Genomic DNA, 15,791 nt, shown 5'->3' with positions numbered 1-15,791 from the left:
GCCGGCCCGGGGGATGAGGTCGTCCGCGGGGGGAGTGAGCAGGAGGACCGACCAGTATCGGTGTGGGCTGACGCCCGGGCTCCCGCAGTGGCCGGCCCGGGGGATGAGGTCGTCCGCGGGGGGAGTGAGCAGGAGGACCGACCAGCAGGGGACGGGCTGACGCCCGCCGGGCGCCAGGGGGTGACATCGGCGCCGGAAACGTACCGGTTAGGCTGCTTGGCATGAAACGAAGCGTGCTGACCCGCTACCGCGTGATGGCCTATGTGACGGCCGTCCTGCTGGTCGTGCTCACCCTCGGGGTCATCGGCAAGTACCTGCTGGACATCGGCGGGGCCGACGACCTCGTCCTCTACGTCGGCACCGCCCATGGCTGGCTGTACCCGGTTTACCTGATCTGCGCCTTCGAGGTGTGCTACAAGGCGAAGTGGCCGCTCGGCCGTATCGCGTGGGTGCTGCTCGCGGGCACCATCCCCACCGCGGCCTTCTTCGTGGAGCGCCGGGTCACCCGGGAGCTGACCCCGCGGATCGTGGAGCCGGAGCCCGCCGAGCCGGTCAAGGTCTGACGCGCCGCGACGCCCGGCCCGCCGTGCTGGTGGGCCGCGCCTCATCGACATTTACTTGGACGTCCTAGTAAATTAGCGGTATGGACGCTGAAGGCATTGAGGCAGGGCGCCTGCGCTGGCAGGCCCGGTACGACTCGGCCCGCAAGCGGGAGGCCGATTTCAGCACGCTGTCCGGCGACCCGGTCGACCCGGTGTACGGCCCGCCGCCCGGCGCCGAGGTGCCCGGATTCGAGCGGATCGGCTGGCCGGGGGAGTATCCCTTCACCCGGGGGCTGCACGCGACCGGCTACCGCGGCAGGACCTGGACGATCCGGCAGTTCGCCGGGTTCGGCAATGCCGAGCAGACCAACGAGCGCTACCGCACGATCCTGGCCAACGGCGGCGGCGGGCTGTCCGTGGCCTTCGACATGCCCACCCTGATGGGCCGCGACTCCGACGACCCGCGCTCGCTCGGCGAGGTCGGGCACTGCGGGGTGGCGATCGACTCGGCCGCCGACATGGAAGTGCTCTTCCGGGACATCCCGCTGGGCGACGTCACCACCTCCATGACCATCTCGGGACCCGCCGTCCCGGTCTTCTGCATGTACCTGGTCGCCGCCGAGCGGCAGGGCGTCGATCCCTCGGTGTTGAACGGCACCCTGCAGACCGACATCTTCAAGGAGTACATCGCCCAGAAGGAGTGGCTCTTCGAACCCGGCCCGCACCTGCGGCTGATCGGCGACCTGATGGAGCACTGCGCCGCGTCCATCCCGGCGTACAAACCGCTGTCGGTCTCCGGATACCACATCCGCGAGGCGGGCGCGACGGCCGCGCAGGAGCTGGCGTACACGCTCGCCGACGGCTTCGGCTATGTGGAACTGGGCCTGAGCCGCGGCCTGGACGTGAACGCGTTCGCGCCCGGCCTGTCGTTCTTCTTCGACGCGCACCTGGACTTCTTCGAGGAGATCGCCAAATTCCGCGCCGCCCGGCGGATCTGGGCGCGCTGGATGCGGGACGTCTACGGAGCGACCTCGGACAAGGCGCAGTGGCTGCGCTTCCACACCCAGACAGCCGGTGTCTCGCTGACCGCCCAGCAGCCGTACAACAACGTGGTGCGCACCGCCGTGGAGGCGCTGTCCGCGGTGCTCGGCGGGACGAACTCGCTGCACACCAACGCGCTGGACGAGACGCTGGCGCTGCCCAGCGAGCAGGCCGCCGAGATCGCGCTGCGCACCCAGCAGGTGCTGATGGAGGAGACCGGCGTGGCCAACGTCGCCGATCCGCTCGGCGGCTCGTGGTACGTGGAGGCGCTGACCGACCGGATCGAGCGGGACGCCGAAAGGATCTTCGACCGGATCAAGGAGCTGGGCGCCCGCGCCGTACCCGCCGGCAATCACCCGGTCGGCCCGATCACCTCCGGCATCCTGCGCGGAATCGAGGACGGCTACTTCACCGGGGAGACCGCCGAGTCCGCGTTCCAGTACCAGCGCGCCCTGGAGAAGGGCGACAAGCGGGTCGTCGGCGTCAACTGCCACCACGGCTCGGTCACCGGCGACCTGGAGATCCTGCGGGTCGGCCACGAGGTGGAGCGCGACCAGGTGCGGGTGCTGGCCGACCGCCGTGCGGCCAGGGACGACGCGGCGGCCCGCCGCGGGCTCGACGCGATACTGGCCGCGGCCAGGTCCGGCGGCAACATGATCGCGCCGATGCTCGACGCGGTACGGGCCGAGGCCACCCTCGGCGAGATCTGCGGCGTGCTGCGTGAGGAGTGGGGCACATACGTGGAGCCCGCCCGCTTCTGAGCGCCCTCCGCGTCCCTCCGTCCGCCCCGTCGGCGCTGACCTGGAGCTGGCGGCGATCGGTAGATTCGGGGCCGACCGACCCGCTCTCCAGGAAAGGACGTGTGTGGCCCTCGAAGCGACCGTCGGCGACGACGGGATGGTCTACATCAGGGAGACAGAGCAGCCGGACGTGGTGGCCGTGACCACCCCGGCGAAATGGGAGGCATTCGTCAAGGGCGTCATGGCGGGGGAGTTCGACCACTTCGCCGCCGGCGTGGCCGAGGCGGTGGGCTCGGCCGTACGCGAAGCGCCCACGCACCGCAGGACCTGAGCACGGAGCACGCTTCGGGCCAGGTCCTGGACGGTGTGCGTCGGATCGGGTCCTGAGCGGTGTGCGTCGGATCGGGTCCTGGACGGGGCGCGTCAGATCAGGTCCTGAGCGGTGTGCAGGCCGGCGAGACCGACGACGAGGAGCACGGCGAGCCGGCCCGCCCACTCCTCGTCGACCGGCTCGGAGCTGACCATCACCCGGTGCACCACCGCGCCGGCGACCACGTCGAAGACCAGGTTGTCCCGCGCGGGCCCCGCGGCGCTGTCCTCCGGCGGGATCTCGCCGCGCTCCTGGGCGCGCTTCCTGCCCAGCACCACCAGGTGTTTCTGCCGGTCCACGATCGCCTCACGGATCCGCAGCCGCAGCGCGTCGTCGTGGGCGGCCTCGGCGATCACCGCCATCAGCGCGGTCCTGGTCTCGGGCCGGTTGAGGAGGTCGGCGAAGCGCAGCACCACGCCCTGGATGTCGGCCTCCAGGCTGCCGAGGTCGGGCAGCTCCAGCTGCTCCTCGAAGAGCGCGGCGACCGCGTCGACCACCAGCTCGTTCTTGCCCGCCCAGCGCCGGTAGAGGGTCGTCTTGGCCACCCCGGCGCGGGCGGCGACGTCGCCGAGCGTGAGCCTTCCCCAGCCCTGTTCCGCCAGCGCGGTCCTGGTGGCCGCCAGGATCGCGCGGTCCAGGTCGGCACTTCGCGGGCGGCCGGTGCGTCTGCCGGGGGAGAAAGGGCACATAAGCCGGACCATACCGGCCGGTAGGTAGCGTGACGAGTGAGCGGTATCACAGCGTGTGCCGCAGCGCCGAAGATCCAGGCCCAGTTACGCTACGGCACGTAGCGAAACATGATGCGGCAGCCAGCGACAACCACGCCGGTGCGGATGGGGATCCGTACCACCGCAGCAGTACGGCAGTACACGACCGGGTGGTCGGGGAACCCGCGAACCCGCGGGGAAGCCGGGCCTGATCCCGGGTCTGTGCACGTTCGGGTCCAGGAGGGGGGAGGATTGCCTCATGCAGCCACGGAACATGTCCATGAGCGGCGTGGTCGACCTCGCCGCGGTGAAGGCGGCCAGTGAGGCCAAGGTGAAGGCCGAGCAGGCCAGGGCGCAGCGGCAGGACGCCGGCGCCGACACCACCGCCGCTTCCCCGCTCGTCATCGAGGTGACCGAGGCGACCTTCGAGAGCGATGTGCTCGAACGCTCCGCCGAGGTCCCGGTCGTCATCAGCTTCTGGGCCGACCAGGCCGAGCAGAGCAAGCAGCTCAACGCCGTCCTCGAACGCCTGGCCGGCGAATACCGCGGCCGGTTCGTGCTGGCCACCGCCGAGGTGTACGCCAACCAGATGCTCTTCCAGCAGTTCGGCGTTCAGGGGGTGCCCGCGGTCTTCGCGGTACTGGCCGGGCAGGCGATGCCGCTCTTCCAGGGCCTGGCGCCCGAGGACCAGGTCACCGAGGTCCTCGACCAGTTGATCGCGGTCGCCGAGCAGCGGTTCGGCATCGTCGGCCCTGATGTCGACCCGGGGGCCGCGGCCGCCGCGCAGGAGGCCGCCCCGCCCGCCCCGCCGCGCCCGGCCACCCCGCAGGAGCTGGCGCTGAGCGCGGCCCATGACGCGCTGGACGCGGGCGACCTGGACGGCGCCATCCGCGCGTACCGCGAGGTGCTCGCGGACGAGCCGGCGAACGCCGAGGCCAAGCTCGGCCTGGCCCAGGCCGAACTGCTCGACCGGGTCCAGGGCGTCGACCCGCAGGCGGCGCGCGCGGCGGCGGCCGAAGCGCCGGGCGATGTGCGGGCGCAGCTCACCGCGGCCGACCTCGACCTGGTCGGCGGCCATGTGGAGGACGCGTTCAGCCGCCTGGTGGACACCGTCCGCCGTACGTTCGGCGAGGAGCGCGACACCGTACGGCTGCGGCTGCTCGAACTGTTCGAGGTCATCGGCTCCGACGACCCCCGGGTGGCCGGCGCGCGCACCGCGCTGGCCAGGGTGCTGTTCTGACCGCGCGGCCCGGCCGGGCGCCTTCTGAGGCGCCCGGCGCGGCCCTCGCGCGCCGGTTCTGAAACCGCCGGACGCGCAGAGATTTAGCGATACGGCGACCGCTCTTTATCAAACCGTGACAATCGACGGTCCCTGTCACCACCGGTGAGATCGCGGCCCCGATTTGGCGGCCGATGGCCGTATATGCCGGACTTCACCACCCCCGATTCCGCTACTCGGCGTGAGATCGCCCCATGGGGCGATCCCGCCTGCGGCATTCATCCGTTACTCGCTAGTAACGATCCCCTTGTGTGTCGGCCGGGAATGGACCACGATCGGCCAAGCTCGGTCCGTAGCCAATGCCCCGGCAGCCAGTCGGCGCCAGCGGCCAACGGGTCCCCGCCGAGCGGGAGTGCGCGGCAACCGCCGCGTCTCCGGGACAGGGGGGTCTCCGTCCAGCGGATGGAACCGGATGGAGCCTGTCCAGCAGGTTGCGCGAGAGCGTGGCCAGTGGTTGTCGCTCGGGGGTGATCGCCGACGTTTCGGACATCGCCGTCCGGACTGCGCAGGGAGTCCCGCGGGGCCCCCTTCCGGACGGACGGCATCGCCCAGCCCGGCGCTCTCCTTCCCGAGGACGTAGCACTTCTCCCATCCCAGGCCAGGACACGAACTCCCGGCCGGAGATGTACGTCCGAGAAGGAGGAAACATGGAATCGCACGTTCGTGGCGGTACCAGATGGCGCCGGTTCGCCGTCGTCATGGTGCCCAGTGTCGCGGCCACCGCCGCGATAGGCGTGGCGCTGGCTCAAGGCGCGCTCGCCGCGTCGTTCAGCGTGTCGGGCCAGCAGTTCAAGGTCACCGCGGAGACCCTGCACGGTGAGGGCTTCGAGCAGTACGGCGCGCTCGACGTCCCCAGCGGCAAGGGGCCCGTGCCGGTCGCGGTGTCGGCGTTCACCGACGCCACCATCACCGGGCTGTGCCAGTCGGTAGTGATCCCGACGCCGATCGGCGACGTGACACTCAAGCTGAAGGCCGGAACCAACCCGAAGAACCCGGTCGTTGCGCACAACCTGTACATCGACCTCGACCAGCTCGACGCCGACGCGACGTTCAACCACATCAACATCGGTGTCGCGGCCGGGTCCACCACGTACGGGCCGGGGATCGACAACAAGAAGACCACCGACCCGGGGTCCTTCGCCCAGGAGGCCGAGTCGGCCGACCTGGTGAACGTGCACCAGACGGCATGGGGCACCAGCGCGGGCACCTTCAAACTCGCCGGTCTGAGCCTGCGCCTGCACATGGGCTCGGGCAAGGGCGTCGAGTGCTACTAGGCGCGGTCGCGGTCTGAGTCGCTCTGGGCGAGCCGCGCGGGGCGCGGCTCGCCCATGGCACCGACCACCTTCTTCTGTAATGCCAGTTCCAGGGAGCTGTTTTCCATGAGCGCCGAGTCGACAGGACTGAGTGCCCACCTCCGCCGCGGCCGTGTCGCGTTCCGGCACTGGCGTTGGCAGCGTCCGTTCTGGGCGGGACTGCTGACCCTGCTGTCCGGATTCCCGATCGGCTACCTGCCGTACAACAACGTGACCTTCGGTCAGCTCACCGTGCGCATGGCCACCACCGCGGGCGCCGGCGCCCTGATCATCGGCGTGCTGCTGATCGTGCTGGGCCTGACCATGTGGTTCCAGCCCGCGGTACGGGTCTTCGCCGGTGTCGCCACCATCCTGCTCGGCCTGGTGTCGATCCCGGTGGCCAACTTCGGCGGCATCGTGATCGGCTTCCTGCTGGCCCTGTTCGGCGGTGCGCTGTCCGTGTCCTGGGCACCCGGCAGCGAGGTGCCGGACGAGCCGGGCGAGAAGGCCGAGCTGCCGGACGGCGGCCCGCGCCCGGAGGGCGACGCGGCGGATCCCGGCGCGCCCGCTCCGACCGTGCCCGCGCCCGCGTTCGCCGCGGACCCGTTCACGCAGCCCGAACCGGTGCACGCCGGTGCGCGGGCCGACGAAGAGACCACCGAGGAGAACGGGAGGCACCGTGCTGGGTGACGAGGCTCAGCCGGCCGAGAGCGACAAGCGCGGCGGGGCGACGTCCGGGCCGCGGCACGCGGCACCGCGCAAGTCCCTGCTGACCAAGCTGCACATGCCCGCGGGCAAGGCGGTGGCGCTCGCCGCCATGCCGACCGCGGTGCTGATGGGCATGGGCTTCACTCCGCACCTGGCGCAGGCCGACGAGCTGCCCAAGAGCCCGTTCAAGCCGGGCCCCTGCGTGACGCAGTCCGACACCCCGACGCCGTCCGCGTCGGACGCCGCGTCCGGCGGCGCGGGCAAGGCCACGGACAAGCCGGAGCCCGAGCCGACGACGAGCCCGAGCCCGAGCGTGAGCCCGACCGCGCCCGCGCCGAACACGTCGCCGTCCCCGGCCGCGCCGGACAAGCCGGCTGCCACGTCGCAGCCCAAGTCGGCGCCGACCAGCGCGCCGAAGGCCGACCCGAGCCCGACGAAGTCCACCAACCCGCTGGACCCGCTGGGCCTCGGCGACCTGCTGGGCGGGCTGCTCGGCCTCGACGGCAAGCCGTCGTCCCCGACGCCCACCGCGACGCCGACCACCCAGGCCCCCGCGCCCGGCCCGACGGCCACCACAAAGCCGCCGGCCGACCCGGTGAAGTCCACCGGCCCGACGGGCTCGACCGGCTCCACGGGTGACGGCGCCGGCAAGGACGCGGCCAAGGACGCCAAGGATCCGGCGGAGGGCGCCACCAAGGGCGTCAAGAAGGACACCGAGAAGCTCAAGGACGCCGCCACCACGCCCCCGGCGGCCCCCGACGGCAAGCAGGCCTACCCCTGCCCGACGACCGACGCGCAGGCCCTCGCCGACGCCAAGAACGAGCAGGGCATACCGCTGCTGCCCGACACCCCGTGGGTCCTCAAGAGCTCGCTGCTCACCCTCTACGGCCTCACCTACGACGGCATCGTGCAGGTGAAGACTTACAACGGCACGGTCAAGGACGTCCTGAAGTTCACCGCCACCGGCGTGGACATCGGCGACCTGAACCAGATCGTGGACGGCCCGAAGAACACCAAGACCCATGTGACGGCCCGTTCCGGCTCCACCTCGACCATCCGCAACGGCAAGGTGACGATGTACACCGAGTCCCTCAGCGGCAATCTGCTCGGCGTGGTGCCGATCACCTTCACCCCGAAATTCCCGCCGCCGATCACCGTCCCGGTGCTCTTCTTCACCGACGTCACGGTCATCCAGGCCGGCCAGTTCGGCGGAGACCTCCACGTCCCCGGCATGAGGGTCCTCCCCGGCCAGTCCTCGTAGGGCGGCCCACCCCGCACAACGCTTCGCGGCCCGCACCCGGTCAAGGGCTGCGGGCCGCGACGCGTCCTGCGCGGGAGGGCGTCAGCCGCCCAGGTGGTGGACGCGGACGAGGTTGGTCGTGCCGGGGAGGCCGGGAGGGGAGCCGGCGGTGATGATGACCGTGTCGCCGTTGGTGTAGTCGGAGAGCTTGAGCATCTCGCGGTCCACGATGCCGACCATGTCGTCGGTGGTGTCGACGTGCTCGACCACGAAGGCCTCGACGCCCCAGGTCAGCGCCAGCTGGTTGCGGGTCGCCGGGTCGGTGGTGAAGGCCACCACGGGCTCGGGGACGCGGTAGCGGGCCAGCCGGCGGGCCGTGTCGCCGGACTTGGTGAAGGCCACCAGAGTCTTGGCGTCCAGGAAGTCGGCCAGCTCGGCGGCGGCGCGGGCGACGGCGCCGCCCTGGGTGCGGGGTTTCTTGCCGGGGGCCAGCGGCTGGAGGCCGCGGCAGAGCAGCTCCTCCTCGGCGGCCTCGACGATCCGGCCCATCGTCTTGACCGTCTCGACCGGATACTTGCCGACCGAGGACTCCGCGGACAGCATCACCGCGTCGGCGCCGTCCAGGATCGCGTTGGCCACGTCGGAGGCCTCGGCGCGGGTGGGCCGGGAGTTGGTGATCATCGACTCCATCATCTGGGTCGCCACGATCACCGGCTTGGCATTGCGGCGGCACAGCTCGACCAGCCGCTTCTGCACCACCGGCACCTGCTCCAGCGGGTATTCCACCGCCAGGTCGCCGCGGGCCACCATCACCGCGTCGAAGGCCGCGACGATGTCCTCCATGTTCCGTACCGCCTGCGGCTTCTCCACCTTGGCGATGACGGGGACCCTGACGCCCTCCTCGTCCATCACCCGGTGGACGTCGCGGACGTCCTTGGCGTCGCGCACGAAGGACAGCGCCACCATGTCGACGCCCATCCGCAGCGCGAACCGCAGGTCGTCGATGTCCTTGTCGGACAGCGCGGGGACGTTCACCGCGGCGCCCGGCAGGTTGATGCCCTTGTGGTCGGAGACGACCCCGCCCTCGACCACCAGCGCCCGCACCCGCGGGCCGTCCACCTCGATGACGCGCAGCGCCACATTGCCGTCGTTGATCAGGATCGGGTCGCCCTGGGAGACGTCGCCGGGCAGGCCCTTGTACGTCGTCCCGCAGACGGTCCTGTCACCGGCGACGTCCTCGGTGGTGATGGTGAACTCGTCCCCCGCGATCAGCTCCACGGGGCCGTCGGCGAACTTGCCCAGACGGATCTTGGGACCCTGCAGGTCGGCGAGTACGCCCACGGCCCTGCCGGTCTCCTCGGCCACCTTGCGCACCCGCTGATAGCGGTCCTCGTGCTCGGCGTGGCTGCCGTGGCTGAAATTCAGACGGGCCACGTTCATGCCGGCCTCCACCAGTGTCTTCAACTGGTCGTAGGAGTCAACGGCGGGACCCAGGGTACAGACGATCTTGGCTCGGCGCATGGGCGCTATCCTATCGGTTTGTTCCGGTGCGGAATATTCCTGGGGCGTCGCGCTGCTCCGGGACGGTCAACCATCGTGCTGGCTCTTCTCGGTGTGTGCCAGTGCGTACGTCTCACGGGCGATCTCCAGCTCCTCGTCGGTGGGGACCACGGCCACGGCCACCCGTGACGTCAGGGCCGACACCAGCCGGGGCGCCTTGCCGCGCACGGCATTGCGCACCGAATCCATAGTGACACCCAGATTGTCGAGACCCGACAAAGCCGCCTCACGAACGGCAGCCGAATTCTCGCCGACGCCGGCGGTGAAGGTGATCGCGTCGACCCGGCCGAGCACCGCCGTGAAGGCCCCGATGTAGCGGCGCAGCCGGTGCACGTAGACGTCGAAGGCCAGCCGGGCCGCCTTGTCGCCCTCGCCCATCCGGCGGCCGATCTCCCGCATGTCGTTGTCGCCGCACAGACCCAGCAGCCCGGACTTCTTGTTCAGCAGCGAGTCGATCTCGTCGGTGCTCATCCCGCCGACCCGCTCCAGGTGGAAGACCACCGCCGGGTCCAGGTCCCCCGAGCGGGTGCCCATCACCAGGCCCTCCAGCGGGGTCAGGCCCATCGAGGTGTCCACGCACACCCCGCCGCGCACCGCCGAGGCCGAGGCGCCGTTGCCCAGGTGCAGCACGATCACGTTGACCTCGGCGGGCTCCTTGCCGAGCAGCGCGGCCGTCGCCCGCGAGACGTACGCGTGCGAGGTGCCGTGGAAGCCGTAGCGGCGGATGCCGTAGCGCTCGGATGTCGCGGTGTCGATCGCGTAGCGGGCCGCGGCCTCGGGGAGGGTGGCGTGGAAGGCGGTGTCGAAGACCGCGACCTGCGGCAGGTCGGGGCGCAGCTCGCGGGCGACCTCGATGCCGGTGATGTTCGCCGGGTTGTGCAGCGGTGCGAGCGGCACCAGCTCCTCGATGCCGGCCAGCACCTCGTCGGTGATCAGGGCCGGCGCGGTGAAGCGGGTGCCGCCGTGCACCACCCGGTGGCCGACCGCGGCCAGCTCGGGGGAGTCCAGGCCGAGCCCGCGCCCCCTGAGGTCCTCGGCCGCCTCGCGCAGCGCCTGCGCGTGGTCGGCGGCCCCCCCGGGCTCGCCGATCCGCTCCACCACACCCGAGGCCAGCCGCTGCTCGCCCGCCATGTCGATGAGCTGGTACTTCACCGACGAGGAGCCGGAGTTGAGCACCAGCACCCGCGTGGCCCCGCTCATGAGGAGTCTCCCTGCTGCGCCTGGATCGCGGTGATCGCGACCGTGTTGACGATGTCCTGCACCAGCGCGCCCCTCGACAGGTCGTTCACGGGCTTGCGCAGGCCCTGCAGCACCGGCCCGACCGCGACCGCGCCGGCCGAGCGCTGGACGGCCTTGTAGGTGTTGTTGCCGGTGTTCAGGTCGGGGAAGACCAGCACGGTGGCCTGCCCGGCCACCGCCGAGCCCGGCATCTTGGTGGCCGCCACCGACGGTGCCACGGCGGCGTCGTACTGGATCGGGCCCTCCACCAGCAGCTCGGGGCGCCGCTGCCGTACCAGCTCGGTGGCCGCCCGTACCTTGTCGACGTCGGCGCCGCTGCCCGATGTGCCGGTGGAGTACGACAACATTGCTATCCGCGGCTCCACGTCGAAGCGGGCCGCGGTCGCGGCGGCCTGGATCGCGATGTCGGCCAGCTGCTCCGCGTCCGGGTCGGGGTTGACGGCGCAGTCGCCGTAGACCAGGACCTTGTCGGCCAGGCACATGAAGAAGACCGACGAGACGATGGCCGCGCCCGGCTTGGTCTTGATGATCTCGAAGGCCGGCCGGATGGTCGCCGCGGTGGAGTGCACCGCGCCCGACACCATGCCGTCGGCCAGGCCCTCCTGCACCATCAGGGTGCCGAAGTAGGACACGTCGGCGACCACGTCGTAGGCCAGCTCGTAGTTCACCCCGCGGTGCGCCCGCAGCTCCGCGTAGAGCGCGGCGAAACGGTCCCGCAGCGGTGAGGTCTGCGGGTCGACGATCCGCAGACCCGGGTCGTCCAGCGCGATGCCGAGGTCGCCGGCCTTCTTGCGTACCGCGTCCTCGTCGCCCAGCAGCGTCAGCTCGCACACGCCCCGGCGCAGCAGCACCTCCGCGGCCCGCAGGATGCGCTCCTCGGCGCCCTCGGGCAGCACGATCCGCCGCTTGTCGGCCCGTGCCCGCTCCAGCAGCGCGTGCTCGAACATCATCGGGGTGACCCGGGCGGACCTGGCCACCGAGAGACGCTCGGTCAGCTCGGCGGTGTCGACATGGGTCTCGAAGAGCCCGAGCGCGGTCTCCGCCTTGCGCGGGGTGCCCGCGCCGAGCTTGCCGTCCAGCGTGAACAGGCCCGTCGCGGTGGTGAAGGAGCCGGTCGCGACCGCGAGCACCGGGGTGCCGGGGGCGAGCCGGTTGGCCAGCGCCAGGATGTCGGCGCCGGGCTTCTCGTCCAGGGTCAGCAGCACCCCGGCGATCGGCGGCGAGCCCGCCGAGTGCGCGGCCAGCGACCCGATGATCAGATCGGCCCGGTCGCCCGGCGTGACCACCACGCAGCCGGGTGTCAGCTTCGGCAGGAACGTCGGCAGCATCGCCCCGCCGAACACGAAGTCCAGCGCGTCCCTGGACAGCCCCGCGTCATCGCCGAGCAGCACCTCGGCGCCCAGCGTCTCGGCGATCTGCGCGACCGTCGGAGCGGACAGCGCGGGCTCGTCGGGCAATACGTACACCGGTACGCCCGGGGTGCGCCGCAGCCGCTCGGCGGCCTCGGCGGCCTCGGCCGGCTCCACCCGGTTGGCGACCATCGCGATCACGTCGCAGCCCAGGTTGGTGTAGGCGTGATGCGCGTTGCGCACCTCGGCGACGACCGACTCGGCGCTCTGCGCCCGGCCGCCGATCACCGGCAGCACCGAGGCGCCGCACTCGTTGGCCAGCCGGGCGTTGACCCCCAGCTCGGCCGGCAGATTGGTGCCGGCGAAGTCCGAGCCGAGGACCAGTACCGTCTCGTACTCCTCGGCGACCCGCAGATAGCCCTCGACCAGCCGGGCCGTCAGCGCGTCCTGGCCCTGCTCGGCCTGGAGCGCGGCGGCCTCCTCGTACCCCATGCCGTACACCGTCGACGGGTCCTGGACGAGCCGGTAGCGGCTGCGCAGCAGCTCGAAGATCCGGTCGGGGGTGTCGTGCACCATCGGCCGGTAGATCCCGACCCGGTCCACCTGCCGGGTCAGCAGCTCCATCACCCCCAGCTCGACCACCTGGCGGCCGTCGCCGCGGCCGATCCCCGTGACGTAGACGCTGCGCGTCACCCCGGTACTCCGTTCCTCAGCCCCTGTGTGGCCGTACGTCCTGACGCTAACGTGCCCGCCGGGGCGACGCCCGCCGAGGTCCGTACCCTACGCATTCCGCCCCGCGCCGCCGTACGGCGCCGCCCGGATGCGGCCTGCGGGGGATCGCCGCACAGTGCACGTAGAGTGATAGGCGAGCGAAGCGAGGAGGGCCTCGGGATGGACGTCCTGGCCACCGGAGTGCAGCGCGACGAGCGGCCCCTGCTGGAGGCCGCGTTTGCCGGGCGGCACGAGATCCGCTGCCTCGAAACCTTCCTCACGCCCGACACGCTGCCGCTGGCCGCCGGCTACGAGGCGGTCTCCACCAGCGTCAACGCGGTCCTGGACGCGCCGGTCCTGGAGGCCCTGGTACGCGGCGGCACCCGGCTGATCGCCCAGCGCTCCACCGGCTACAACAACATCGACCTCGCCCACGCCGAACGCCTCGGCATGACCGTCGCCCGGGTCGCCGCCTACTCCCCGTACTCCGTCGCCGAATTCGCCTGGACCCTGGCGCTGGCCCTCAACCGCCGGATCGTGCGGGCCGCGGGCCGCACCCGGGACTTCGACTTCCGGCTCGACGGGCTGCTCGGCCGGGACTTCCACGGCCGCACCGCCGGCGTCATCGGCACCGGCAGGATCGGCACCGCCTTCACCGCGATCGCCCGCGGCTTCGGCATGCGGCTGCTCGGCTGGGACATCACCCCGAACCCCGCGTGCGAAGAACTCGGCATGCAATACGTCGAGTTGGACAGGCTCTTCCGGGAAGCCGACCTTCTCACCCTGCATGTCCCGCTCATGCCGTCCACGCATCACCTGGTGGGCGCCCGGCGGCTGGCCGAGATGAAGGAGGACGCGATCCTGATCAACACCAGCCGCGGCGCCCTCATCGACTCCACCGCCCTGGTCGAGACCCTCCGCGACGGCCGGCTCGGCGCGGTCGGCCTCGACGTCTACGAGGAGGAGGCCGGCGTCTTCTTCTACGACAAATCGCTGGAAGTGATGACCGACGACGTCCTGGCCCGGCTGCTGACCTTCACCAACGTGCTGATCAGCTCGCACCAGGCGTACTACACGGTGGACGCCGTGGAGGAGATCGTGGCGGCGACGCTGCGCAATGTGAACGACTATGTGGCAGGCCGGATCACCGAGAGCACACTGATCCCGCGCAGCCCCTGACCCCCTTCCCTGGAGACGCCCGCTCATGCGTATCGGAGTCCTCACCGCCGGAGGCGACTGCCCCGGTCTCAACGCCGTCATCCGGTCGGTCGTCCACCGCGCGCTGACCGGTCACACGGACGAGGTCATCGGTTTCGAGGACGGTTTCGTCGGTCTGCTCGAAGGCCGCTTCCGCCCGCTCGACCTGAACTCCGTCAGTGGCATCCTGGCCCGCGGCGGCACCATACTCGGCTCCGCCCGGCTGGAACGCGGCCGGCTGCGCGAGGCCGCGGACAACGCCGACGAGCTGTGCTCGCGCTACGGCATCGACGTCCTCATCCCGATCGGGGGCGAGGGCACCCTGACCGCCGCCCGGATGCTGTCCGACGCCGGGATGCCCGTCGTCGGGGTCCCCAAGACCATCGACAACGACATCAACGGCACCGACCGGACCTTCGGCTTCGACACCGCGGTCACCGTCGCGACCGAGGCGATCGACCGCCTCAAGACCACCGCCGAGTCCCACCAGCGGGTCATGGTCGTCGAGGTGATGGGCCGGCACGCCGGCTGGATCGCCCTGGAGGCCGGCATGGCCGGCGGCGCTCACGGCATCTGCGTGCCCGAGCGCCCCTTCGACCCCGCCGACCTGGTCGCCCTGGTCACCGAGCGGTTCGCCCGCGGCAAGAAATTCGCCGTCATCTGCGTGGCCGAGGGCGCCCACCCGGCCAGGGACACGATGGACTACGGCGTCGGCGAGATCGACAAGTACGGCCACGAGCGCTTCAACGGCATCGGCACCACCCTCGCGTTCGAGCTCGAACGCCGGCTCGGCAAGGAGGCCCGGCCCGTCATCCTCGGCCACGTCCAGCGCGGCGGCGTCCCCACCGCCTACGACCGGGTCCTGGCCACCCGCTTCGGCTGGCACGCGGTGGAGGCCGCCCACAAGGGCGCCTTCGGGCACATGACCGCGCTGCACGGCACCCGTATCGACATGGTCCCGCTGGCCGACGCGATCACCTACCTCAAGACGGTCCCCGAGGACCGCATGCACGAGGCCGAGTCGGTCTTCTAGCCGGCCCGTCCGGCGTGAGTTCCCGTCAATTCACGCCGGACGGCGGTGAAACGCCGGGATGCGGGCACAGGTCACCTCACAACCTCGGGAGGCCTCCATGCCAGTGACATTCCGCAAGTCGTTCCACATACTGCCCGGCGTGCGGGTCAACGTGAACCGCAAGTCGCTCTCGATAACCGTCGGGCGCAAGGGCGCCCACCGCACGTGGTCGACCAGCGGCCGGCGCACCACCTCGGCGGACCTGCCGGGTCCCTTCGGCTACCGGCACACCGACCGGCGCGACTGACGCCCGGCTGGGCGCCGTTCGAACAGGTATGTCACGACGAGTCAGGGGAAGGCGATGGGCATGGGCATTATCGGATGGATCGTTCTGGGACTTCTCGCCGGCGCCATAGCCAAACTCATCCTGCCGGGACGCGACCCCGGCGGTGTGTTCGGCACGGCGGTCATCGGCTTCGTCGGCGCCCTGCTCGGCGGATGGCTGTCGTCGAAGCTGCTCGACAAGCCGATTCCGCACGACTTCTACGACGGCAAGACCTGGCTGGCGGCCATCGCCGGCTCGCTGGTCCTGCTGATCGCCTACCGCATCTTCTTCGGCGACTCCCGCGCCCCGTCCCGGTCGCGGTCGCGCTCGCGGTCCCGCTCGCGCCGCTGACCGGCCCGCACGGACGAAGCACCTGAAGCAACGCCGAAGCGGCGGGGATTGTCCCCGCCGCTTCGGCGTGCATGCGTCCGGGGGGGGGGGGGGGGGGGGGGGGGGGGGGGGGGGGGGGGGGGGGGGGG

Annotated in this window: 15 protein-coding genes; 11 read left to right on the top strand and 4 right to left on the bottom strand. The window is 71.2% G+C overall.

All coding sequences use genetic code 11. The features are described 5' to 3' along the window. The first annotated feature begins 221 nt into the window (after positions 1-221). The 3 genes from V7E46_RS16950 to V7E46_RS16940 all read left to right on the top strand — a co-directional run bounded on the left by V7E46_RS16950 (position 222) and on the right by V7E46_RS16940 (position 2,654). The gene (locus V7E46_RS16950) at positions 222-563 is read left to right on the top strand and encodes a DUF3817 domain-containing protein (protein WP_333769185.1); all 342 of its coding nucleotides are present in this window, start codon (positions 222-224) and stop codon (positions 561-563) included. 80 nt (positions 564-643) lie between these two features. Continuing rightward, a complete protein-coding gene (locus V7E46_RS16945) occupies positions 644-2,344 on the top strand; it encodes an acyl-CoA mutase large subunit family protein (protein ID WP_333769184.1) in 1,701 nt (566 codons plus the stop codon). 103 nt (positions 2,345-2,447) lie between these two features. Further along, the gene (locus tag V7E46_RS16940; RefSeq protein WP_333769183.1) at positions 2,448-2,654 is read left to right on the top strand and encodes a hypothetical protein; all 207 of its coding nucleotides are present in this window, start codon (positions 2,448-2,450) and stop codon (positions 2,652-2,654) included. A gap of 92 nt (positions 2,655-2,746) precedes the next feature. On the opposite strand, the gene V7E46_RS16935 is transcribed toward V7E46_RS16940, so the two are convergent. Then, on the bottom strand, positions 2,747-3,382 hold the full coding sequence (locus V7E46_RS16935; protein WP_329174538.1) for a TetR/AcrR family transcriptional regulator: 636 nt from the start codon (positions 3,380-3,382) through the stop codon (positions 2,747-2,749). A 277-nt stretch (positions 3,383-3,659) separates the two neighbouring features. Here V7E46_RS16935 and V7E46_RS16930 point away from each other — a divergent pair, with 277 nt between their 5' ends. The 4 genes from V7E46_RS16930 to V7E46_RS16915 all read left to right on the top strand — a co-directional run bounded on the left by V7E46_RS16930 (position 3,660) and on the right by V7E46_RS16915 (position 7,940). Next, positions 3,660-4,640, top strand: a complete 981-nt coding sequence (locus tag V7E46_RS16930; protein ID WP_333769182.1) for a tetratricopeptide repeat protein — start codon at positions 3,660-3,662, stop codon at positions 4,638-4,640. Positions 4,641-5,326: 686 nt separating this feature from the next. Beyond that, on the top strand, positions 5,327-5,953 hold the full coding sequence (locus tag V7E46_RS16925) for a DUF6230 family protein (RefSeq protein ID WP_333769181.1): 627 nt from the start codon (positions 5,327-5,329) through the stop codon (positions 5,951-5,953). Between the two features lie 105 nt (positions 5,954-6,058). Beyond that, positions 6,059-6,661, top strand: a complete 603-nt coding sequence (locus V7E46_RS16920) for a DUF6114 domain-containing protein (RefSeq protein WP_333769180.1) — start codon at positions 6,059-6,061, stop codon at positions 6,659-6,661. Then, complete coding sequence (locus tag V7E46_RS16915; RefSeq protein ID WP_333769179.1) at positions 6,651-7,940, top strand: hydrogenase expression protein HypF; 1,290 nt, start codon at positions 6,651-6,653, stop codon at positions 7,938-7,940. The genes V7E46_RS16920 and V7E46_RS16915 overlap by 11 nt, the downstream gene beginning before the upstream one ends. A gap of 81 nt (positions 7,941-8,021) precedes the next feature. Here the strand turns inward: V7E46_RS16915 and pyk are convergent, their stop codons facing one another. From pyk to pta, 3 genes are all read right to left on the bottom strand, one after another. Further along, entirely contained in the window at positions 8,022-9,440 is a 1,419-nt protein-coding gene (gene pyk, locus V7E46_RS16910; protein ID WP_333769178.1) for a pyruvate kinase, read from the bottom strand. 66 nt (positions 9,441-9,506) lie between these two features. After that, on the bottom strand, positions 9,507-10,679 hold the full coding sequence (locus V7E46_RS16905; RefSeq protein WP_333769177.1) for an acetate/propionate family kinase: 1,173 nt from the start codon (positions 10,677-10,679) through the stop codon (positions 9,507-9,509). Next, a complete protein-coding gene (pta, locus tag V7E46_RS16900; protein ID WP_333769176.1) occupies positions 10,676-12,760 on the bottom strand; it encodes a phosphate acetyltransferase in 2,085 nt (694 codons plus the stop codon). Before pta ends, V7E46_RS16905 begins: the two co-directional genes overlap by 4 nt. Before the next feature lie 198 nt (positions 12,761-12,958). Here pta and V7E46_RS16895 point away from each other — a divergent pair, with 198 nt between their 5' ends. From V7E46_RS16895 to V7E46_RS16880, 4 genes are all read left to right on the top strand, one after another. Next, on the top strand, positions 12,959-13,957 hold the full coding sequence (locus tag V7E46_RS16895) for a 2-hydroxyacid dehydrogenase (RefSeq protein WP_333769175.1): 999 nt from the start codon (positions 12,959-12,961) through the stop codon (positions 13,955-13,957). 25 nt (positions 13,958-13,982) lie between these two features. Beyond that, on the top strand, positions 13,983-15,008 hold the full coding sequence (locus V7E46_RS16890; protein ID WP_329174516.1) for an ATP-dependent 6-phosphofructokinase: 1,026 nt from the start codon (positions 13,983-13,985) through the stop codon (positions 15,006-15,008). Between the two features lie 97 nt (positions 15,009-15,105). Then, positions 15,106-15,294, top strand: a complete 189-nt coding sequence (locus V7E46_RS16885; RefSeq protein ID WP_329174514.1) for a DUF4236 domain-containing protein — start codon at positions 15,106-15,108, stop codon at positions 15,292-15,294. A 60-nt stretch (positions 15,295-15,354) separates the two neighbouring features. Beyond that, positions 15,355-15,663: a GlsB/YeaQ/YmgE family stress response membrane protein gene (locus V7E46_RS16880; RefSeq protein ID WP_333769174.1), complete on the top strand. Its 309-nt coding sequence runs from the start codon at positions 15,355-15,357 to the stop codon at positions 15,661-15,663. Positions 15,664-15,791 lie beyond the last annotated feature (128 nt).

Source organism: Streptomyces sp. IBSBF 2435 (assembly GCF_036815005.1).
Classification (GTDB): domain Bacteria; phylum Actinomycetota; class Actinomycetes; order Streptomycetales; family Streptomycetaceae; genus Actinacidiphila.
This window is presented reverse-complemented; position numbering and strand designations above follow the sequence as displayed.

Excerpts from the sequence above, each read along its gene's own strand:
- V7E46_RS16890 (WP_329174516.1), top strand. The coding sequence starts at position 13,983 with ATGCGTATCGGAGTCCTCACCGCCGGAGGCGACTGCCCCGGTCTCAAC.
- V7E46_RS16920 (WP_333769180.1), top strand. The coding sequence starts at position 6,059 with ATGAGCGCCGAGTCGACAGGACTGAGTGCCCACCTCCGCCGCGGCCGT.
- V7E46_RS16880 (WP_333769174.1), top strand. The coding sequence starts at position 15,355 with ATGGGCATTATCGGATGGATCGTTCTGGGACTTCTCGCCGGCGCCATA.
- V7E46_RS16930 (WP_333769182.1), top strand. The coding sequence starts at position 3,660 with ATGCAGCCACGGAACATGTCCATGAGCGGCGTGGTCGACCTCGCCGCG.
- pyk (WP_333769178.1), bottom strand. The coding sequence starts at position 9,440 with ATGCGCCGAGCCAAGATCGTCTGTACCCTGGGTCCCGCCGTTGACTCC.
- V7E46_RS16925 (WP_333769181.1), top strand. The coding sequence starts at position 5,327 with ATGGAATCGCACGTTCGTGGCGGTACCAGATGGCGCCGGTTCGCCGTC.
- V7E46_RS16935 (WP_329174538.1), bottom strand. The coding sequence starts at position 3,382 with ATGTGCCCTTTCTCCCCCGGCAGACGCACCGGCCGCCCGCGAAGTGCC.
- V7E46_RS16885 (WP_329174514.1), top strand. The coding sequence starts at position 15,106 with ATGCCAGTGACATTCCGCAAGTCGTTCCACATACTGCCCGGCGTGCGG.
- V7E46_RS16905 (WP_333769177.1), bottom strand. The coding sequence starts at position 10,679 with ATGAGCGGGGCCACGCGGGTGCTGGTGCTCAACTCCGGCTCCTCGTCG.
- V7E46_RS16895 (WP_333769175.1), top strand. The coding sequence starts at position 12,959 with ATGGACGTCCTGGCCACCGGAGTGCAGCGCGACGAGCGGCCCCTGCTG.
- V7E46_RS16945 (WP_333769184.1), top strand. The coding sequence starts at position 644 with ATGGACGCTGAAGGCATTGAGGCAGGGCGCCTGCGCTGGCAGGCCCGG.
- V7E46_RS16950 (WP_333769185.1), top strand. The coding sequence starts at position 222 with ATGAAACGAAGCGTGCTGACCCGCTACCGCGTGATGGCCTATGTGACG.